The sequence below is a fragment of the Shewanella loihica PV-4 genome (genome assembly GCF_000016065.1).
Taxonomy (GTDB): Bacteria; Pseudomonadota; Gammaproteobacteria; order Enterobacterales; family Shewanellaceae; genus Shewanella; species Shewanella loihica.
On record NC_009092.1, the window covers coordinates 37,786 to 58,194 of the forward strand.

Consider the following 20,409-nt stretch of genomic DNA (forward strand, 5'->3'; position numbering starts at 1 on the left):
AGGTAACTTAAGATGTCCCTATATTCTCGCGCTACGCTCCTCTGTCTCGCCACCTTCGGCGCATCCGCCATGGCAGAGACCAGCGGCCCTCAACCGGCCCAAGTCTCGTTAAATAAGACTTATATCAATGATGCCATCTTGCCGCCGAGCATCACCTGGCACGGCGCCAGCGAAGCCTTGCTGCGCGCGGCAGATGACCCTTGGGCGACCCCCTTCGAGCAGGGCGGCCTAAAGTCCAGCCCCAGCTATGACGACACCTTCGCCTGGCTGGATAAGCTGCTCGCCACCAGCGATAAGCTCCACAAGGTTTCCTTGGGTAAGAGTCCTCAGGGGCGAGATATCTGGATGATAGTGGCGAGCCAGGAGGGGGCAGCGACCCCCGATGAACTGCAGGTCAATGGTAAGCCAACACTCTTGGTGCAGGCGGGGATCCACTCGGGCGAGATAGATGGCAAGGATGCGGGCATGATGTTGCTGCGCGACATGGTGATGGGAGACAAGCAGGCGCTGTTAACCGGTGCGAACCTCCTCTTCGTGCCTATCTTCAGCGTCGATGCCCACGAGCGCAGCGGCCAGTTTAACCGGGTTAACCAGAGGGGCCCGGTGGAGATGGGCTGGCGCACTACGGCCAAGAATCTTAACCTTAATCGCGACTATGCCAAGGCAGATACCCTGGAGATGCAGCATATGTTGGCGGCAATTAACCTTTGGCAGCCGGATCTCTATATCGATGTGCATGTCACCGACGGCATAGATTATCAATATGATGTCACCTTCGGCTATAACCTGGCTCAGGGACTGAGTCCCGCCAGCTATCGCTGGCTCAACGACAAGTATCGTCCCAAAGTCGAGCAGGCGCTCAGCGCCCAGGGACATGTGCCCGGCCCCTTGGTGTTTGCCATCGATAATCGCGACCTGAACCAGGGGCTCTCCCTGTGGAATGCCAGCCCACGCTACTCCAACGGTTATGGCGACGCCCGTCATCTGCCCACCATATTGATCGAGAATCATAGCCTCAAGCCCTTCAAGCAGCGAGTGCTCGGCACCTATTTGATGCTGGCCTCGACCCTGGAGGTGTTAGGCGAGCAGGGCACGGCGCTGCGCAGCGCCATCAAGCAGGACAGCTATCGCTACAGCGACCGCATCACACTGACCTGGCAGTCGGAGACCCAGCCTAAGGGGTGGGACTTCAAGGGGATAGATTATCGCCTGGAGCAGAGCCCCATTAGCGGCGAGACGGTCGTGCGCTGGACCGGCGAGCCCAAGCTGTACGAGAACCTGCCCGTGATAGGTAAGACACGCGCAGACATTAAGGTGAATCGTCCAAAGGCCTACTATATTCCGCCTCAGTGGCAGGAGGTGATCGAGCGTCTGAGCATTCATGGCATACGCATGACGCGCCTGGAGCAGTCCAAGACTCTTACCCTGACTCAATATCGATTCGGTGAGCCTGCGTTCGACGCCAAGGACTACGAGGGACGCCAGCGGGTCTCAGCCCCTGTGTCGAGCCACAAGGCTAAGGTGGCGCTGCCGGCGGGCACGGTGAAGATCAGCACTCAGCAGCCCCTCGGCGATCTGGCTATCCTCTTGCTGGAGCCGCAGTCACCCGACTCGCTGCTGCAGTGGGGCTTCTTCAATCCTATCTTTACCCGCACCGAATATATCGAGCACTACGCGGTAGAGCCGCTGGCGGTAAAGATGCTCAAGGAGGACGCATCCCTGGCCGCCGAGTTTGAGGCGGCGCTCAAGGATCCTGAATTTGCCAAGGATGCCGAGGCGAGACTGCGCTGGTTCTACGAGCGTAGCCCCTATTTTGATAAGCAGTACAGGGTCTATCCCGTACTGAGAGACTAAACAAAAAAAGCAGGCCTGGCCTGCTTTTTTTATGTCGGTTTATTCATCCCTAGGTGAAGGATTACTCAGGTTTACGGGCCGACAGGCTGTAGACCATAGGGATCGGCTTGCCCTGATGTAGCTGATAATACCTGGGCCTGTCGCTTGAGAGCCCTAGGCTCTCTCCCGTCACCAGATTGTCGAAGGCATCATAGGGGCTGAAGGGATACTCCTGAATCGCCTCTACCTTGAGTCCGGCTTGGATGAGCGCCCCTATCACATCGGCCAGGGAGTGGGGCCAGGTCACCATGGTGTGTTTGGTGTCGCTGGCGTTTTCCGTATAGGTGCCTTCCTCCTCAACATCCGGCTCCTGCTGGGTAAAATAACTGTAACCCTCCATCATTGCCTGCACGGGATGAAACTCCACCATATAAAACTCACCACCGGGTAGCAGCGACTCATAAATCAACTCTGCCCAACGACCTAGATCCGGCAGCCAGCAGAGGGCGCCATAGGAGGTGTAGACCATATCGAACTGCTGCTGCAGCTGCGTGCCCGCTTGGTAGAGATCGCTGCAGATAAAGTCGGCCTTAAGGTCGCAGGCCTCGGCCAGTCGCCTGGCATGATGGATGGCGGTGTCGGAGAGATCCACGCCAGTGACCTCGGCGCCGAGGCGAGCCAGGGAGAGAGTGTCCAGGCCGAAATGGCACTGTAGGTGCAGTAGGCTTTTTCCCTTTACCTTAAGGTCGGCTAGCTCTATCTCCTGCAGCGAGCTGTTGCCGGCGAGAAAGCCACTTACATCGTAGAAGCTAGAGTCTAGATGTTCTAGGGTCCTGTGATTCCAGGCCGTTCGATTTAGGGTCAGATAATCCACTGCGCGCCTCATAAGTTGATGAAGTATTTCACTAAATAATAACTAATCCTACGAATCGGGTGGCGGCATCACCATCCAAAAATCGGTTAAGCAAGATAATAACATAGCAAAAACAACTAGATAACTTGTTGGCATGTTATCTGCTTAGTTGGGCTATCTAAGCCGCCCCATCGAGGCGGTTCAAATGACTTTAACAGAGATTAAGGAAGGTGTTTATGTTGGCTCGTGTAATGACTATGGCGACGGTACTGGTATTTGGCCTCACTGGATGCATAGTAAATGTGAACAGTGCGGGAAGGGACGATTTCGACTATCACAAACAGACGCAGCTGACGCTGGATGCTCAGTCGCTGGAGACACTGGTCGCCGATACCGGCGCCGGTAGCCTGAAGATAGTGGGCGACGCCTCGGTTGAGCAGATCACCCTGGATGCCGACATTTATGGTTTTGATGGCGCCGAGCCCGAACTGACGCTCACCCGTTCGGGCAATAAGGCCAAGCTGGTTGCCAACTTCGATGCCTTTCACCGCGCCAGCTTCTCAAATGGTAAGTCGCCCTACATAGATCTGTTGGTGAAGGTGCCAGCTGGAATCAAACTGGATATCCATGACGGCTCAGGCAGCATTGTCATTCGCGGCGTGCAGGCGGATATGGAGATCGAAGACGGCTCAGGTGCTATCGAGATTGATGGCGGCCATAAGCTCACCATAGATGATGGCTCAGGCAGCATTACTCTCACCAATGTGGCGGGCGGTATCCAGGTTAAGGATGGCTCAGGCAGCCTGACCATAGCCTCGGTACAAGGAGATGTGGAGATTGACGACGGCTCGGGTGCCATAGAGGTTAGAGGTGTTCAGGGTAAGGTTACCATAGACGATGGCTCTGGCGGCATCCGTGTGGTGGACACCCAGGGGCTTCACATCATAGACGCGGGCTCAGGTAGCCTAAGCTTCGACAATATTCAGGGCCAGGTCAGCATAGACTAAGGCCAGGACTTCCCGGCGCAGAGGCTAATCTCGGGGTCGCACGAATCCGTGGATTAGCCGATGCCCACCCCATTAAGACTCTAAAAGGCTTAGGCTCTGACCCACTTACGCGGGGTGAGCGGCTGGCGAGACTGCAGGTATTGGCGAAGCACCAGCACGCCGGCTAGCAGCAGGAGTCCCCAACGAAGGCCAATGATCTGCCAGGCCATCTGCGAAGAGGTCTCCTTGTACTGGCATACCAGCAGCGTTAGCAGCAAGATGCCCATCAGGATTTTCCAGTGCCTTGGCGACAAATGCACCAGGGGAACATAGGAGGCGACATAGGCGCAGCTTAATCCCAACAGGGCGCCCGCCAGCGTGTCTACCGGCCAATGGGCGCCGACCAAGATGCGTGACAGCGCCACCATGGCCGCCCCCATCAACAGGACCCACTTACTCTTCTTATCCTGCATTACCATCAGCAAGCTACCGGCGAACAGGAAGGCACTGGTGCTATGGCCAGAGGGAAAGCTGTGGTGCAGACGCGTCTCGCCGACGATATAGAGAAAATCCAGGGTTGCCGCCGGTCTGGGGGCATCGAAATACTGTTTTAGCAGCGGGACCAAGATCATCGACAGCAGGCTGGCGGTCAGTACCCGCGGCATCAGCTCGGGGCGACGCAGCAGACAGATGAGTACGATAGTGCCTAGGGTGCTGCCGTGGCCGAGATCGGTTATCCCTAGCTGTAGCCACTGGGGCAGGCTAGGTGAGAGGCCGTTGATGGCACGAAAGAGGCTCAGGTTGAGATCCTGATTCAGGCAGAGCAGCGCCAGCATGCTGACCAGTAGGATCAGCGTGCCGTAGCGGCTGCGATCTGTGGTCATCGTCAGGGCTGTTTCTCTGGTGGTCTGAGCCTGGGTCAGTCTGAACATGGCGCACCTCTTCATCTTAGGAGCCTCCAGTGTAGGCATCTAAGTGTGAAGAAAGCGTGAATGTTGGTGAAAGTCTTACGCCTTTTGGGCTGTTAACCTTGAAACGCCAGCCAACGTCTTACCCTGTGCATGGCGCCATATTCACGCCAGATCAACAGGGCGGCCGTGGCAATTAGGCCCCATCTGAGCATGAGTATTGGCCAGATATGATCTTTGTCGAAACTCTTATCCAGCTCGCTCACCACCAACACACACCAGAGGAAGGCCAAGATGAGCGCCTTGTGGAACTGGGTGAGCTTGACCAGGGGGCAGTGGGCCGCCGCATAGGCGCAGAAGAGACCGACGAAGGCGCCCATGATCACGTCCTCTGGCCAGTGCGCGCCGACGACGATGCGAGACAGGCCCACCAGGCTGGCGAAAGCGATTGCCAGGCATTTAATCTGGGTCTGCCGATAGGCGAAGAAGAGAGTGCCGGCAAACAGGAAGGCGGTGGCGGTATGGCCCGAAGGAAAACTGTGTTTCAGGCGGATCTCACCGACGATATTCAGTGTCTCTAATATTACTGCCGGACGAGGCGCATCGAAGGTCTGCTTCAGCAGGGGCACCAAGATCAGCGACAGCACGCTGGCGATGACAACCCTGAGCAGAAGCTCTGGCCGTTTCACCAGACAGCAGAGAGTGATCACCCCGAGGGTGATGCCATCGCCTAAGTCTGTGATCAGCAGGAGGAGATCGGCTGGGGCGTAGGCCGCAATGCCGTTAAAGAATCGAAATAGGGATAGATTGACTGCCGAGTTCAACACCAAGAGGTGAAGACAGAGCAGAAACAAGAGTAATCCAATAAAGCCGCGTCCCTGGTACTTGTCTTGCGCAGGCATTCCCATTGCCTTTGCTTGTTGTTGTAAATTCATAGTCTTTCCACATAAACGCGCCCGCCTAAGATAGTGGTTTGTTATGGGTAAGTAAAGACGTTTAACCTGAGGTAAATCTGTGGTTTACATCTTGTTGAGCCGGACCGGTCTGGTTTGTTCTGGCCTTAGCCTATGATTTACGGCTGCTTTCCCCTGTAATTTTTAGGGGCATTCACCATTTGCATCAAAGTGTATTAGGGCGACTTTTTGCGTTTTTGTGAGCCTTTTCACGGCGATCTCCCGCTTCAGGGCATCCGAGCGGCAGCCGACCTGCTCGTGATAGACCAGGGTCAGTGGCCCCTTGCCCCTGAGGTATTTGGCCGTCTTGGGGCCATTGTCGCTATGTTCCTTGAAGCGGCGGTCGATATCTGTGGTGATCCCAGTATAGAGGTGACCGTTGGCGCAGCGGATCATGTAGAGGCTCCAGGTGGTGCTAGCTAACTTCTCCTGGGGCATCTTAGGCGAGTCCCAACAGGCCGAAGAAGAAGGCGTACTCTTCGGCCGTGTCCTCAAAGTGACGATAACGGCCGCTCTTGCCGCCATGACCCGCCTCCATGTCGATATGAAACAGCAACAGGTGCTCGTCTTGTTTATATTCTCTGAGTTTCGCCACCCATTTGGCGGGCTCGAAATATTGCACCTGAGAGTCGTGCAGGCCTGTGGTGACCAGCAGGTGCGGGTAGGCCTGACGGCTGATGTTGTCGTAGGGCGAATAGCTCAGCATGTAGCGGTAAGCCTCGGCCTGATTCGGGTTACCCCACTCATCATACTCGTTGGTGGTCAGGGGCAGCGATTCGTCGAGCATTGTGGTGACGATATCGACGAAGGGCACGTGGGCCGCCACGGCCAGATAATGCTGCGGTGCCTGATTGATCACCGCGCCCATCAGGAGGCCACCGGCACTGCCGCCACTGGCAACCACCTTGTCCCGGGCGCAGTAGCCTAGCTCCACCAAGGCTAGGGTGACGTCGATAAAGTCGTTGAAGCTGTTCTGTTTTTGCATCAGGCGGCCGGCGTCGTACCAGGGACGCCCCAACATCTCGCCACCGCGCACGTGAGCGACCGCATAGACGACGCCGCGATCCAACAGGCTGAGGATGGCGCTGTCGAAGTCAGGTTCTATGGTGTAGCCGTAGGCGCCATAGCCATATTGATACAAGGGGTTGCTGCCGTCCTGGCGAAACTTGTCCTTGCGATAAACCAGGGTCACGGGCACCTTGGCGCCGTCTCTGGCGTCGATGAAGAGCCGCTCAGTCTGGTAGTGTTGGCTATCGAAGCCGCCGAGTACTCGCTCCTGTTTCAGCAGGCGTCTCGGGCTGGCCTGGGTGAGATCCACCAAGTAGATGGACTCGGGCGTCGATGGGCTGGCGTAGTAGATGCGCAGATGATGGCTATCTTGAGTCGGGTTAACATCAAGACCCACCACGTAGGCGGCATCGTCGAAGTCGAGTTCATATTCCGGGGCGCCGTTGAGGGGCAAGATGCGGATCTGACTCAGCCCCTGCTGGCGATACTGCACCACAAGATAGTCTTTTAACACCAGAAGATCTTCCAGGCGGCGCGACTCATCTGCGGGAATGATCTCCTGCCAGCTGCGCTTATCGGCGAAGCTCGACTCTGTGGCCTTCATCAGACGGAAGTTCACCGCCTGCCAGTTGGTGAGTATGTAATACTCCTCACCGCGCTTAGCCACCGAATATTCGTGTCCAGTTTCCCGCGCAAGCAGTGGCTTAAAGCATGCCTCTGGTTGGTTGGCATCTAAGATGGACACCTCGCTGGTGAGCGTACTCTCGTGGGTGAGCAGGATGCGCGACTCATCCAGGCTCTTGCCGATCGACAGGTAGAAGCTGTCGTCCGCCTCCTGATACACCAGGCGGTCATTGGCCTGGGGATCACCCAAGCGGTGGCAATAGACGCGATTGCCCAGTAGGGTTTGAGGATCCTTGGCAATATAGAAGATGTGTTGGTTATCCTTGGCCCAGACGATTTCGCCATCCGTGTCGCTAAGGCTGTCGCTGAGCCATTCACCCGTGTCCAGGCGCTTGATGCTAATGCGATAGAGGCGCCGACTCAGGGTATCTTCGCTGATGGCCAGCAGGGTTTCATCTGGGCTGACGCTCAGCCCGCCCATGCTATAAAACTCCTTACCCTGGGCGCGCTCGTTGGCATCCAGCAGTAGCTGCTCTTCGCCCTCCAGCTCGCGTTTGCGGCCAAACAGCGGGTACTCCTGCTCTCCCTGATAGCGCTTGTAGTACCAATGTTGGTGCCAGCGATAGGGGACGCTCGACTCATCCTTGTCGACTCGGCCGATAAGCTCCTGAAACAACGTCTGCTGCAGTGGCTCGAAGGGGGCAAAACAGGCCTTGTGGTAGGCGTTTTCCGCCTCCAGATGAGCCAGTACCTCGGGGGATTGGCGCTCGTCATCTCGAAGCCAATGGTAGTCATCGATACGCTCGATACCGTGATGTTTGAGAGGGTGGGCTTGTTTGCGTGCGACCGGGGGCGTTATCCCTGACATTGGATTGACCTTATTCTGAGCCGAAAGTGAGCGGGTACTGGAGCAAGAGCTTAGGTGATCTGGCTTATATTTGTCACCCCTAGCGCTTGTACTTTGATGGTTTTAGGCGCACCATAGCGGCGCTTTCCATCAAAGGAGAGTACATTCTCAGGGCGGGGTGAGACTCCCCACCGGCGGTAATCATCCTATGGGATGTCAGCCCGCGAGCGCCTATTTGCATCTAGGTATTAGTGTGCAGCTAGGGTCAGCAGATCTGGTGAAGTGTGCAACAAGCCATCTATTCCAGAGCCGACGGTAATGAGCACCGAGTGCACTAAGTCCGGATGAAAGAGAATATAAGATTGCGTGACCGCGAGAAGATGAGCCTAGCCTCATACTTTTCTCGTGCCTGCACACCTCTTATTCGGCGAGCCTGGATATCTTTTTCAAAGAGACTCCAAGGCACGTCATTTTCTGCATGCCCTGATTCTGGAAAAACCATTTTATTAGTCTTACTAAGGATTTAACCATGAATCAGTCTCTACTTTCTCCCTTTGGCGATGCCATCACTCGCGTCGAAGCAGCTCTCACGGCGCTTAGAGCCGGTCAAGGCGTGCTGGTGGTCGACGATGAAGATCGCGAAAACGAAGGGGACCTTATCTATAGCGCAGAACACCTGACCCAAGAACAGATGGCACTGCTGATCCGTGAATGTAGCGGTATCGTCTGTCTCTGTCTCACCGACGAGCGGGTGAAGCAGCTGGAGCTACCGCCCATGGTGGAAGACAACTCCAGCCAATACGGCACCGCCTTTACCGTGAGTATCGAAGCCAAGGTGGGGGTGACCACAGGTGTGTCGGCGGCCGATCGCGTAACCACTATCAAGGCCGCCATCGCCGATGATGCCAAGCCTAGCGACCTGGCCCGTCCCGGCCATGTCTATCCGCTACGGGCGCAGCCCGGTGGCGTGCTAACACGTCGGGGCCATACCGAGGGCACCATAGATCTGATGAAGCTGGCGGGACTCAAGCCGGCCGGCGTGCTGTGTGAAGTGACTAATGTCAACGGCACAATGGCGCGTCTGCCAGAGATCATCGCCTTCGGCGAGCAGCATAAGATGCCTGTGCTGACCATCGAAGATATCGTCTGCTATCGCAAGTCATTGCTGGAAAAGGCGAGCTAACCCAAACGCGTTAGCGCAAATCAGCTAACTCATATGAGCTAATTGATTTGTCATGTGTGGCTAAACAAACAGTTAATTATTGGTTATTTGTTTAGTTGAAATCGATAAAATGGCCGATCTCATCGGCTTTTTTTGTGTCAATCCCTGTGCCAACCTCGCTCTGCTTGCGCCGAACGCCTTCCTGCAAAATCTTCTCTTCAATTTAAATGTTAATAAAAAATAAAGGCTTATCTAATAATTCACCATCGAAGCGTTAATTTCGTGACCTAGATTAGACTTTGGTGAAATAGGTATGACGGCGGGGGTTAGGCTATGTTACTACTCTCAGACCCTAAATTCCTCGCGTCTGCTTTTGTGATAATCGAGCAAGGAGCGCTTAAGATGTCATCTATGCTGAACCGGTATAGTCTGAGCCAGAAATTAATCTTGCTGGCGACTATCCCCATGTTGCTGCTGCTGATCTTCGGCAGCTTGCGCATGCTCGATCTGATCGAGCGTCAGCAGACGGCCCAGCGCAATGCCCTGGGGGTGATGATCACAGAGCAGACCCAGAAGCTCATCTTCGCCCTGCAGAACGAGCGCGGCCTGTCGGCCGGTTTTGTCGCCAGCCAGGGTAATCGATTCGAGCGGCGGCTACAGACCCAGCGGCGCCAGACAGACAAGGCATTGCAGGATCTGCTGGATGCCCCCAATATCGCTAACCTGCATCTCTCCCTCAGCGACATAGACAGGCCGAGCGTCAACCTGCAACAGAGTGTCGATACCATTCATGCCCTGGGCGCCCGCCTCAAGCAGGTGCGTCAGGGAATAGATAGTCGCACTGAGGGAAGCGGCTTTAACTTCTACAGCGAGTTCACTCAGCACCTCTTGGTGCTCATCTCCCAGATCCAGTCCCAGGTACAAAACACCCTGCTCGCCAAGGCCTACAATGACCTTATCCATATGCTCAAGCTACAGGAGTTGGCGGGCAAAGATCGCGACCTGCTCAACCGCCTGCTGGCCGCCGACAGCCTAGATCATCAGGCATATCTCGCCCAATACTCGATGCAGGATGACCTGCTGGACGCCTTCCACGAAATGCTCTCGACCACTTCCCCGGCGGATCTTGCCCTGATCAAGGAGACCCTAGATAACGAGGCGACCCAGGAGCTGCTGCTGATGAAAGGGCGGGTGAAGGCGCAGGTGAATCTTATTCTGCTGGCCAATCGCCTCAGGGAGCGGCTGGGGTATGGCGGCTTGATCGATCACTATCAGGATTACCTGCTCTCGGGCGAAGAGACCAACATCATACTGTTCGAAGAGGACTGCCTGGCCATACAGGGGCTTTTGCAACAGGCCCAGAAGCTGCCCCATGTGACCTCGCCACAGCGCGAGGCGCTGGCCCAGATAGATAATACCGTGGAGCAGTATCGTCAGGCGGTGGATGCCCAGCGCCAGCACAGATTATCAGGTCATGCCGGACCCCTTCCACAAGAGGGGCGAGCCATCATAGCCGATCAGGCCATGTTGGCGGCTCTTTCTCAGCTGCAACACCAACATCCGGCGGTAGCCAGTGAAGCATGGTGGGCGCTGGCCACTGAGGCCCTGGGGCAGATGAATCAGGCGAGCCTGACCCTGAGCAATAACATAGCTAACTTGGTACAACGTCAGGGGCGCGAGGCGCTCAGCTTCCTGGTGTTAGGCATCATGGCGGCCATGTGCAACTTTCTGTTTTTGATCGTCTTGGGTCGTCTCATAGTCAATAACCTGGTGACCCGTATCGGCACCATAGCCTCCCTGATGCAGCGCATGGCCCAGAATACTCAGCTGCAGCTGTCTGTGCCGGTGGATGGGCGAGACGAGGTCGCCAAGATGGCGATGGCCCTCAACGCCATGTTGAGTGAGCGCCAGGAGGCCAACCGTGAACTCTCCCTGGCCTCGGCGGTGTTTGAATACTGCGCCGAAGGGATAGTGGTCACCGACAAGGATAACCTGATCGAGGCGGTAAACCCCGCCTTTACCCAGATCACCGGCTATACCCTGGAGGAGGTGAAGGGTCGCAGCCCGGCCGTCCTCAATTCCCATCAGCAACCCCATCACTTCTATGAGCAGATGTGGCAGTCGCTCAAGCAATACGGCAAGTGGCAGGGGGAGATCTGGAACAAGCGTAAGAATGGCCAGATCTTTCCCGAATACCTGGCCATTACCGTGGTGAAGGATGACAAGGGGCGGGTGGTGCAACATATCGGCCTCTTCCTGGATATCAGTAACCGTAAGAAGTACGAGCAGGATATCTGGTACAAGTCCAACTACGACGCCCTGACCAACCTGCCTAATCGTCAGCTCTATACTTCGCGCCTGTCACAGATGTTGCAGCTGGCGGAGCAGCGTTGCTGCTCTGTGGCCGTGCTCTTCATCGATCTGGACAGGTTTAAATACATCAACGACATCTATGGCCACGCGGTGGGCGACGAGCTGCTGCAGGTGGCGGCCGCTAGGCTGGAAGCCCTGCTGGAACAGCATGACTTCGTCGCCCGTCTCAGTGGCGACGAGTTTGTGGTGGTCATGGGGCACACCAAGCATCAGGGCGAGATAGAGCAGCGGGCGCAGAATATATTGCAGCACCTGTCGTCGCCTTTCGGCATCAACCGCAACGAGCTGCTGATCTCCGCCAGTGTCGGCATCAGCTGTTACCCCAGCAACGGCACCAGTGTCGAGGTGCTGACCCGTAATGCCGAGACCGCCATGTATCAGGCAAAGCAAGATGGCCGCAACTGCTTCGGCTACTTCTCTCCCGACATGAACAACAACATGCTGGCACGTATCACCCTGGAGCAGTCGCTGCGCAGCGCCGTGCTGCAACACGAGTTCTGCCTGCATTATCAGCCGATTGTCGATACCAGCAGCGGTGAAGGTGTCGCCCTGGAGGCCTTGCTGCGTTGGCGTCATCCACAGCGTGGTCTGGTGCCCCCCGACGAGTTTATCCCCATCGCCGAAGAGACAGGGCTGATCGAGCCTATCGGCGAGTGGGTGATCCAGCAGGCGCTGCGTGATCTGCGCCAGTGCCATAGCCAGGGGATAATGATCAACATGGCGATCAACGTCTCTGGTCGTCAGCTGGCCCACGGCGATCCCAGCCATTTCGCCTGCATGCTCAACGGCTTGCTACAGAAATATGATGTAGCGCCCCAATATGTCCACATAGAGATCACCGAATCGATTCTGATGGCCGACACCGAGCTGTCGCTTAAGGCGTTGACGGCGATTCGTCACCTCGGGGTGGAGATCTACCTGGATGATTTCGGCACAGGCTACTCCTCCCTCAGCTATCTGAAGCAGTTCCCCATCTCGGTGATCAAGATAGACAAGAGTTTCGTCGACAACATGTTGGAAGACAGGGCGGATGCCAACCTGATCAAGGCGATCATCACCATGGGGCAGAGCCTGGATATGCGCCTAGTGGCCGAAGGGGTGGAGAGCGAGCCGCAGCGCAGCTTCCTGCAGGGGTTAGGCTGTGACTTCGTGCAGGGCTATCTTGTGGCCAAGCCCATGCCGCTCAAGGAGCTCGAGCCCTTGCTGCGCCGCATCGTTAGAGAGAAACCGACCTCATTGCTTTGACTGCTCAACTCAATCGCTGCCGATAGCCAGATTGCTTAGAAACGGTTTGGGAGAGGTGCTCGAGTATTAGGCTTGAGACAAAGCTTACTGGGCGAGTGCCTTCGCGGAAAACTAATGTGGAAAGCCCATTTGGGAAACATAGCGGGGGAAAGGCGGGGCGCCATGCCCCGCATCTGGCTTATTCGCCGACTGTCATCACGCTGGCAGACTCCTGCTGAGCCATCTGCGCCAGATCTTTATCGACGAAGAAGAGCGCCTTGCCATCTTCGCCCACCAGACGGATCTTATCGACGATAGACTTGAACAGCTTCTCCTCTTCGTGCTGCTCAGACACATACCATTGCAGGAAGTTGAAGGTCGAGTAATCCTGATTGGTAAAGGCTGTGTGGGCCAGCGCGTTGATCTTGCTGGTGATCATCTGCTCGTGCTCATAGGTGTATTCGAACAGGGCCAGTAGCGAATCGAACTGTGACTGTGGCGCTTCGATTGCCCCCAGCAGCGGCATGCCGCCAGTTTCGCTCACATAGGTAAACAGACGATGCATGTGCTGCATCTCCTCTTCGGCGTGAGCACGCATAAATTTCGCGGCACCCTCAAAGCCCTTGTCTTCACACCAGGCGCTCATCTGTAGGTAGAGGTTAGAGGAGAAGAACTCCACATTAATTTGCGCGTTCAACTGATCTATCATCGTTTGTGCCAGCATAGTTACATCCTTAAATTAAGTCATTTCTTGGTGCTAGGGCCTGTTCACCTTTCAGGTTTAATTTTTGTTCTATCTAAACGCGTTTTGCTCGAGGCGAGAGCAATGAAGCATAGTTACTCTATGTGAATTGCGAGCAACAAAGTGCAGGGCGCGTTTAGATGAACCCATAGGGCAGCGTTTGCAGGCCATTTCTACTGCGTTATCGCCAGTTTGTGTAGAACCACTACACGACTCAGGCTCTGCCTTGTATCAATCACCTTCAAACTGCTGCAAAAACAAACAGGAAAGGTCAATAGGCCCTATTTATTGTGTTTAACCCCCCAGTGAATTGCAACCATCTTTACTTAACTCAATGTTTTTAAATGCAAATAATTATCGTTAACGGCCTGTTGGGGTGCATTCATGTCTGCTTGTTACATTTGCTAACCAAATCAGGCGGATTTATTAACATTTTGTCTCTAGGCTTTAGGGTCAAGAAACTAAGCTCATAACCCCAGCCGGGTCTGACGTGCCTGGGGTGGGACAATCGATGAACCTCACCAAATTAAGCACCAATAACCCTGCCGGTACCCTAGTGGCCCTGCTGCTGATTGCCATATTCGGCGTGTTAGCCATAGGCAAGCTGCCGATCCAGCTGCTGCCGGACATTCAACGGCCGCAGATCTCCGTCTTCAACAATTGGCGCTCGGCGGCGCCCCAGGAGATGGAGTCCAACATCATAGAGCCCCAGGAAAATGTGTTGCGCCAGGTGCCCGGCGTGGTTGAGATGACCTCCAACATCTCCCAGGGCTTTGGCGGCATTACACTGACCTTCGAGGTGGGCAGCGACATGCAGGCGGGGATGATCAATGTGATCAACGCGCTCAATCAGACTCCCCCCAGGCCGCTGGATGCCAATGAGCCATTCATCAATGTCGGCGGCGGTAACGGCGCACCCAACCTGGCCTCCCTGTTGATCCGCATGGCGCCGGACAATCCGGCTACCGACTTCGCCCAGTATCAGAAGCTGATCGATGATGTGGTGGAGCCCAGACTGAGGCTGATCTCAGGCGTAGGCTCGGTGCGCCTGCAGAGTCGCTTGCCGAAAGAGTTACATATCGAGTTCGACCCCTATCGCGCCGCGGCGCTGGGGATCACTCTGGATCAACTGCGCAGCACACTTTCGCGGGCGGCGGATATTTCGGGCGGCACCGCCAATGTGGGTCGTCGCCAATATACGGTGCGTTTCATCGGCCAATACACGCCGGAGAATCTGGGCAATCTCATCGTCACCTACAACGAGGGGCGTCCCATCTACCTCAACGAGCTGGCGGATGTGGAAGTATCGAGTGCCGATGTGCAGGGTTTTACCAAGCGTAACGGCTATCCTGCCTACTATATGACGGTGGAGGGCACCTTCGATGCCAATACGGTTAAGGTGCTCGATGGCGTCAACGAGGCGATTGCCGAGCTTAATCAGGGGCCGCTGAAGGAGGCGGGGTTGGTGTTGGATCTCTCCTTCGACGCCTCTGTGCATATCAAGCGGGCTATCTGGTTGGTGAAGGGCAACCTGGCGATCGGTGTGGTGCTGGCACTGGTGATCCTCTATGCCTTCCTGCGCAGCTTCCGCGCGACCCTGATGATCGCCTCGACTATTCCCGTCGCCCTGCTGATCGCCTTCTTCTTCCTCGAGATGATGGGACGTACCCTGAACGTGATCTCCCTGGCGGGCCTGGCCTTCGCCGTCGGCCTGGTGCTGGATGCTGCCATCATAGTGCAGGAGAATATCGTGCGCATCCTGCAGCAGGGGACGCCGATCCGCGAGGCCATCGCCAAGGGCACAGATCAGGTCAAGGGCGCCTTGTTGGCCTCCACCGCCACGACGGTCGCCATCTTCCTGCCGATCCTATTTATGCCCGGGGTGGAGGGGCAGCTGTTTTCTGATCTGGCGCTCACCCTGTCGGTGGCCGTGGTCTCCTCCTTTATCAGTGCCATCACCCTGATCCCGGTATTTAGTCTGCTCTGGCTCAAGCTCTCACCCCAGGATGATGGCCAGCAGAGCGGCCGCCTGTGGCGCTGGATATCGGCAACCGTGCAGCGCCTCACCGGTGACACCAAACGCGCCGTCTTCTGGTGTGTCACCCTGATCCTAGGAGCCGCCATGCTGACGGCGGTCCTGATGCCGAGACCCGACTTTTTGCCCCAGGCGCGCTCGGACGGCATATTTGCCTTCTTTGCCCTGCCACCGGGTGCAAACGTCAAGACGCTGGAGAAGGAGGTGGGCGATGTGATCATAGAACGCCTCAAGCCATACTATGACAAGGAGAAGCAGCCCTATATCAAGGGATATAACTTCTCCATGTACAGCGCCTTCAACGTGCTGTTTATCTATCCTGAAGATCCGTCCCAGGCCGATGCCATGATAGAGCTGCTCAACAAGGAGATCTTGGTGGGACTGCCCGATACCCAGGCCTTTACCAACCGCGGCTCCCTGCTGCAGTTTGGCTTTAACGGCGGTCGGGCGATCAATATCGACCTCCAGGGGGCCGACATGGAGGCCCTGATGGAGACGGCAGGCAAGGGAATGGGACTGATCCAAGAGGCGCTGCCCGGCGCCGTGGTTAGGCCGATTCCAGGCCTCTCCATGGCACAACCCGAGCTGCAGTTGATCCCCAACGAGCGCCGCTTGGCCCAGGCTGGTGTCGACCGGATTCAGATAGCCAACGCCATTCGCGCCTACACCTCTGGCTTGTTTGTGGGTGAGTATTTCGACGGTAACGAACGCATGGATGTGCTGCTCAAGGGGCCCAAGTGGCAGGTGCCCGAGCAACTATCGGCGACTCCTGTCTATACCCAGGCCGCCGGTATTCAGACCATAGGCGAGCTGGCGACCCTCAAGCGAACTGTGGGGCCAACCCAGCTGCAGCGAGTCAATGGCAAGCGCAGCGTCAGCCTGTTGATCTTCCCGCCAGCGGATATGTCCCTGGATGAGGCGCTGGAGAAACTCAACCAGTCGGCGGTACCAACCCTGAGAGCCAGCCTGCCGGAAAACAGCTCACTCGGGTATCGTGGCAGCGCCGACAAGCTCGACAGTACCATCAAGGATATGGGCGCCAACTTCGCCCTGGCCGTGGTGATCCTCTTCCTCTTGATGGCCGCCATGTTTAAGTCGGCCAAGGATAGCCTGCTAGTCTTGCTCTCTATGCCGCTGGCGATCTGTGGCGGTGTGGTCAGCCTGCGACTGCTAAACTTGTTTAGTTTCCAGAGCCTGGATCTGCTGACCATGATAGGTTTCATCATCTTGCTGGGGTTGGTGGTCAATAACGCCATCCTGCTGGTGGATCAGACCCGCCAGAGTTATCGCGAGACGCCGGATATCGACCTGGCCATCGCTCAGGCCGTGGCGACCCGTGCCCGCCCTGTGTATATGAGCACCCTGACCTCCATCTTCGGCATGCTGCCGCTGATGCTGGTGCCCGGCGTCGGCAGCGAGATCTATCGCGGCCTGGCGGCGGTTATCGTCGGCGGCATGACCTTTAGCGCCTTGTTTACCCTTATTTTGATGCCCAGCCTGTTGCGTCTGACCCATAGGCTGAGCCCAGTTACCAATAGGCTGGCCGACGAGCCAGCCCTCTCATCCACCACAGGAGTGAAGTCATGAGATCCTTAATTGCCGCTGTGCTGGCGCTCTCTCTAATCGGCCCCACGAGCTGGGCCCAGGGCGAGGCGCCCGAGCGTCTGGTGCAGGTGGTTCAGGTTGAGAACCGCGCCCTGTCGCCCAAGATCATGGTGATAGGATCTGTGCACTCCCGTAACTATGCCGAGCTGACCGCGGGCATCGAGGGTAAGCTCGAGTGGGTGATCGAGGCCGGTACGCTAGTGAAGGCGGGTGAGGTGGTCGCCCGCATCGAGAAGACTCGCCTTGAGTTGCAGAAGGCTCAGCAAGAGGCGCAGATAGAGTATGAGACTGTGGGGCTGTCTAGGCTTAATCGCGAGCTGAAGCGCTTGCAGAAGCTGATGGCTAATAAGAACGCCTCGGAGACCGAATTGGATAAGGCGCGTTCGGATCGCGACCTGGCCGCCGCTAACCTCAAGCTGGCACAGATCAAACTCGAGATGATCCTCGATGATATTGCCCGCACCCAGGTGAAGGCGCCCTTTGCAGGCATCATCACGGCGCGTCAACGTCAGGCGGGTGAGGATATCAGCCGCGCCGAGTCAATCGTCGCCATCACAGACCCGGACAACCTGGAGATCAGACTGCATGCGCCGCTCAAGCACAGTCGCCGGGTGAAGGTGGGGGATGAACTGCGGGTCTATCATGGCCTGGGGGAGTTCTCCGCTAAGATCCGCAGCCTGATCCCCGTGTCTGATGTGCGCTCCCAGACCTTCGAGGCTCGCATCGACCTACCACTCGAGCGGCAGGATATGCTCAACGTCGGCGAGTTGGTCTCCCTGGCACTGCCAATTGCTCCTAAACAGCTGACCACCTTAGTGCCCCGCGACGCCGTGGTGCTGCGCTCCGCCGGTGCCTTCGTGTTCAAGATAGACGAGAGTAACAAGGCGGTGAAGGTGGCCGTGGAGCTGGGCGATGGTGAAGGGGAGTGGATCGCCGTCAAGGGTGAACTCAGCGACAGCGACCAGGTGGTGATTCGCGGCGCCGAGACGCTGCAAGATGGCCAGCAGGTGAAGGTGCAGGCCAATAACCAGGAGCTGAGCGCCGGTTAATCTATACCTTTGGAGATAGTCGAGCCGACATCCGCCCAGCTGGTGTCGGCTTTTTGGTTGAATCTCGGCGGATTGTGGCCAAAAACTGCCGTCGAGATCATAGTCTTCTGATCTCAGCGTGGCATAATGAGCGGCAATATTCGCTTTTACTCATATCCTACAGTTAACGCTAAGGTACTCTATGTCTATGCAAGCCGATCCTTGTGCAAAACCCAGCCTAATGCATCCCGATGAAGCCATCATCAAGCTTTTGGAACAAGTTCGTCCACTGGAAGAATCGGAAATGGTGCAGCTTCCCCATGCGTTGGGGCGTGTGCTGGCCGAGGACCTGGCCTCTAGCATAGACCTGCCACCCTTTGATAACTCGGCGATGGATGGCTATGCTTTCCGCTTCGAGGATCTGGCTCAGGGCAATCGTTTCACCCTCATAGGTCACTCCTTTGCCGGGCACCCTTTCGAGGGTGAGGCCAGTGCTAATACCTGTGTGCGCATCATGACGGGCGCGCCTGTACCGCCGGGTTACGACACAGTGCAGATGCAGGAAAAAGTCGAGGTCGACGGCGACAGCATAGTGATTGAGGCGCCAAAGGCGTTAGGCGCCAACGTGCGTCGTCGCGGCGAAGAGGTGATGACGGGTGGCAAGGTGCTCTGCGCCGGCACCCAGATCGGCGCCGCCGAGATGGGCGTACTGGCCACCATAGGCGCCAGCCAGGTACGGGTGACCCGTCTGGTCAAGGTAGCCTTCTTCTCTACCGGTGACGAGCTGCGCCCGGTGGGCACAGAATTGGCGCCGGGTCAGATCTACGACTCCAACCGTTACAGCATTCAAGGCCTCTTGAGCCGCGCCAACGTCGAGTGGATAGACCTTGGGGTGATCGAAGACGACCCAGAGGCGATCCGTGCCGCGTTTCGTAACGCAGCGGCCAACGCCGATATGGTGCTCACCTCGGGCGGCGTCTCTGTGGGGGATGCCGACTTTACCAAGCAGATCCTCGACGAGGAGGGGGAGATCACCTTCTGGAAACTGGCCATCAAGCCGGGCAAGCCGTTCGCCTTCGGTCGTATCGGCGAGGCGGTCTTCTGTGGTCTGCCGGGTAATCCCGTCTCCTCCATGGTGACCTTCTACAAGTTGGTGTGGCCGCTGCTTAACAAGATGCAGGGCCTGCCTCAGGTGAAGCCACTGCAATTGCAGGCCAAGCTCAAGGGTAACCTACGCAAGTTCCCAGGCCGGGTCGAGTATCAGCGTGGCGTGCTGAGTCAAAATGCCCAAGGTGAGGCCGAGGTGAGTGTCACCGGAGGTCAGGGCTCTGGCATGCTTACTTCCATGAGTCTGGCCAACTGTTTCATTATCCTGGCGCAGGAGCAGGGCGATACGCCTGACGGTAGCCTGGTGACTGTGGAACCCTTCAACTCAGTGCTGGCACTCTAAGGGCGGACAGATGGAGCCGAATACCCAAGAAGAGATCCTCTCCGACGCAGAGATCTTGCGCTATAGCCGCCATATCTCCATCAAGGCGATGGACTTCGAAGGCCAGGAGCGACTCAAGCAGGCAAAAGTGCTGGTGATAGGTGCCGGCGGCCTAGGCTGTGCCTCTACCCAATATCTGGCGGTCGCCGGAGTGGGTCAGCTGACCCTGGTGGATTTCGATACCGTCGAGCTGTCGAACCTGCAGCGGCAGGTGCTGCACCACGACGCCACTATCGGCCAGCCCAAGGTGGAGTCGGCCAAGACCTCCTTGATGCAGCTCAATCCCCACCTCAGGGTCGAGACCATCAACGCCGTGCTCGATGACGAGCAGATCCTGGCGCTGGTGGCCGAGCATGATCTGGTGATGGACTGTACCGACAACATAGTGGTGCGCGAGCAGCTCAATCAGGCCTGTTTTCAACACAAGGTGCCTTTGGTGTCGGCCGCTGCCATCCGTATGGAGGGTACGGTTACCGTATTCGACTATGGTGAGCAGAGCCCCTGTTATCATTGTTACAGCAAGCTGTTTGGCGACCAACAGCTGACCTGCGTCGAGTCGGGCATTCTGGCGCCCGTGGTGGGTATGATAGGTTGCCTGCAGGCGGTGGAAGCGATTAAGGTGCTGGCTAAGATGGGCAAGACCCTCAGCGGCCGCATCCTGATGATAGATGCCATGACCATGGAGTTTCGCGAGATGAAGCTACCTAAGCAGCCTCATTGCCAGGTATGCGGTATGTGA

General features: G+C 56.7%; 14 protein-coding genes and 1 riboswitch. Of the genes, 8 read left to right on the top strand and 6 right to left on the bottom strand.

Annotated elements, in window-relative coordinates; genetic code table 11:
* Window positions 1-12 precede the first annotated feature (12 nt).
* On the top strand, window positions 13-1,854 hold the full coding sequence (locus tag SHEW_RS00175; RefSeq protein ID WP_011863843.1) for a M14 family metallopeptidase: 1,842 nt from the start codon (window positions 13-15) through the stop codon (window positions 1,852-1,854).
* A gap of 61 nt (window positions 1,855-1,915) precedes the next feature.
* Here the strand turns inward: SHEW_RS00175 and SHEW_RS00180 are convergent, their stop codons facing one another.
* Window positions 1,916-2,707, bottom strand: a complete 792-nt coding sequence (locus SHEW_RS00180; protein ID WP_041406837.1) for a class I SAM-dependent methyltransferase — start codon at window positions 2,705-2,707, stop codon at window positions 1,916-1,918.
* Window positions 2,708-2,922: 215 nt separating this feature from the next.
* Between SHEW_RS00180 and SHEW_RS00185 the strand changes: the two genes are divergently transcribed.
* A complete protein-coding gene (locus SHEW_RS00185) occupies window positions 2,923-3,693 on the top strand; it encodes a DUF4097 family beta strand repeat-containing protein (protein ID WP_011863845.1) in 771 nt (256 codons plus the stop codon).
* Between the two features lie 89 nt (window positions 3,694-3,782).
* Here SHEW_RS00185 and SHEW_RS00190 read toward each other — a convergent pair whose 3' ends face one another.
* From SHEW_RS00190 to SHEW_RS00205, 4 genes are all read right to left on the bottom strand, one after another.
* Complete coding sequence (locus SHEW_RS00190; protein WP_011863846.1) at window positions 3,783-4,604, bottom strand: phosphatase PAP2 family protein; 822 nt, start codon at window positions 4,602-4,604, stop codon at window positions 3,783-3,785.
* A 92-nt stretch (window positions 4,605-4,696) separates the two neighbouring features.
* Entirely contained in the window at window positions 4,697-5,515 is an 819-nt protein-coding gene (locus SHEW_RS00195; protein WP_011863847.1) for a phosphatase PAP2 family protein, read from the bottom strand.
* A 162-nt stretch (window positions 5,516-5,677) separates the two neighbouring features.
* On the bottom strand, window positions 5,678-6,058 hold the full coding sequence (locus tag SHEW_RS00200; protein WP_086023613.1) for a GIY-YIG nuclease family protein: 381 nt from the start codon (window positions 6,056-6,058) through the stop codon (window positions 5,678-5,680).
* A complete protein-coding gene (locus SHEW_RS00205; RefSeq protein WP_011863849.1) occupies window positions 5,973-8,033 on the bottom strand; it encodes a S9 family peptidase in 2,061 nt (686 codons plus the stop codon). Before SHEW_RS00205 ends, SHEW_RS00200 begins: the two co-directional genes overlap by 86 nt.
* 139 nt (window positions 8,034-8,172) lie before the next feature.
* Window positions 8,173-8,372, top strand: a riboswitch (FMN riboswitch).
* Between the two features lie 169 nt (window positions 8,373-8,541).
* Between SHEW_RS00205 and ribB the strand changes: the two genes are divergently transcribed.
* Both ribB and SHEW_RS00215 read left to right on the top strand, forming a co-directional pair.
* Window positions 8,542-9,195, top strand: a complete 654-nt coding sequence (gene ribB / locus SHEW_RS00210) for a 3,4-dihydroxy-2-butanone-4-phosphate synthase (RefSeq protein WP_011863850.1) — start codon at window positions 8,542-8,544, stop codon at window positions 9,193-9,195.
* A 390-nt stretch (window positions 9,196-9,585) separates the two neighbouring features.
* Window positions 9,586-12,792 carry an EAL domain-containing protein gene (locus SHEW_RS00215; protein WP_223294748.1) on the top strand — a complete coding sequence of 1,069 codons (3,207 nt, stop codon included), beginning with the start codon at window positions 9,586-9,588 and terminating at the stop codon, window positions 12,790-12,792.
* A 178-nt stretch (window positions 12,793-12,970) separates the two neighbouring features.
* Here SHEW_RS00215 and ftnA read toward each other — a convergent pair whose 3' ends face one another.
* Window positions 12,971-13,495 carry a non-heme ferritin gene (gene ftnA, locus SHEW_RS00220; RefSeq protein ID WP_011863852.1) on the bottom strand — a complete coding sequence of 175 codons (525 nt, stop codon included), beginning with the start codon at window positions 13,493-13,495 and terminating at the stop codon, window positions 12,971-12,973.
* A gap of 529 nt (window positions 13,496-14,024) precedes the next feature.
* On the opposite strand from ftnA, the gene SHEW_RS00225 reads away from it, so the two are divergent.
* From SHEW_RS00225 to moeB, 4 genes are all read left to right on the top strand, one after another.
* Window positions 14,025-17,135 carry an efflux RND transporter permease subunit gene (locus tag SHEW_RS00225; RefSeq protein WP_011863854.1) on the top strand — a complete coding sequence of 1,037 codons (3,111 nt, stop codon included), beginning with the start codon at window positions 14,025-14,027 and terminating at the stop codon, window positions 17,133-17,135.
* Window positions 17,132-18,202: an efflux RND transporter periplasmic adaptor subunit gene (locus tag SHEW_RS00230; protein ID WP_011863855.1), complete on the top strand. Its 1,071-nt coding sequence runs from the start codon at window positions 17,132-17,134 to the stop codon at window positions 18,200-18,202. The genes SHEW_RS00225 and SHEW_RS00230 overlap by 4 nt, the downstream gene beginning before the upstream one ends.
* Before the next feature lie 181 nt (window positions 18,203-18,383).
* On the top strand, window positions 18,384-19,631 hold the full coding sequence (gene moeA, locus SHEW_RS00235; protein ID WP_011863856.1) for a molybdopterin molybdotransferase MoeA: 1,248 nt from the start codon (window positions 18,384-18,386) through the stop codon (window positions 19,629-19,631).
* A gap of 10 nt (window positions 19,632-19,641) precedes the next feature.
* Complete coding sequence (moeB, locus tag SHEW_RS00240; RefSeq protein WP_011863857.1) at window positions 19,642-20,409, top strand: molybdopterin-synthase adenylyltransferase MoeB; 768 nt, start codon at window positions 19,642-19,644, stop codon at window positions 20,407-20,409.

What these genes read in the sequence shown, in the direction of transcription:
- ftnA (WP_011863852.1), bottom strand. Translation starts at nt 13,495, where the DNA reads ATGCTGGCACAAACGATGATAGATCAGTTGAACGCGCAAATTAATGTG.
- ribB (WP_011863850.1), top strand. Translation starts at nt 8,542, where the DNA reads ATGAATCAGTCTCTACTTTCTCCCTTTGGCGATGCCATCACTCGCGTC.
- moeB (WP_011863857.1), top strand. Translation starts at nt 19,642, where the DNA reads ATGGAGCCGAATACCCAAGAAGAGATCCTCTCCGACGCAGAGATCTTG.
- SHEW_RS00200 (WP_086023613.1), bottom strand. Translation starts at nt 6,058, where the DNA reads ATGGCGGCAAGAGCGGCCGTTATCGTCACTTTGAGGACACGGCCGAAG.
- SHEW_RS00195 (WP_011863847.1), bottom strand. Translation starts at nt 5,515, where the DNA reads ATGAATTTACAACAACAAGCAAAGGCAATGGGAATGCCTGCGCAAGAC.
- SHEW_RS00205 (WP_011863849.1), bottom strand. Translation starts at nt 8,033, where the DNA reads ATGTCAGGGATAACGCCCCCGGTCGCACGCAAACAAGCCCACCCTCTC.
- SHEW_RS00185 (WP_011863845.1), top strand. Translation starts at nt 2,923, where the DNA reads ATGTTGGCTCGTGTAATGACTATGGCGACGGTACTGGTATTTGGCCTC.
- SHEW_RS00230 (WP_011863855.1), top strand. Translation starts at nt 17,132, where the DNA reads ATGAGATCCTTAATTGCCGCTGTGCTGGCGCTCTCTCTAATCGGCCCC.
- SHEW_RS00225 (WP_011863854.1), top strand. Translation starts at nt 14,025, where the DNA reads ATGAACCTCACCAAATTAAGCACCAATAACCCTGCCGGTACCCTAGTG.
- SHEW_RS00175 (WP_011863843.1), top strand. Translation starts at nt 13, where the DNA reads ATGTCCCTATATTCTCGCGCTACGCTCCTCTGTCTCGCCACCTTCGGC.
- SHEW_RS00215 (WP_223294748.1), top strand. Translation starts at nt 9,586, where the DNA reads ATGCTGAACCGGTATAGTCTGAGCCAGAAATTAATCTTGCTGGCGACT.
- SHEW_RS00190 (WP_011863846.1), bottom strand. Translation starts at nt 4,604, where the DNA reads ATGTTCAGACTGACCCAGGCTCAGACCACCAGAGAAACAGCCCTGACG.
- moeA (WP_011863856.1), top strand. Translation starts at nt 18,384, where the DNA reads ATGTCTATGCAAGCCGATCCTTGTGCAAAACCCAGCCTAATGCATCCC.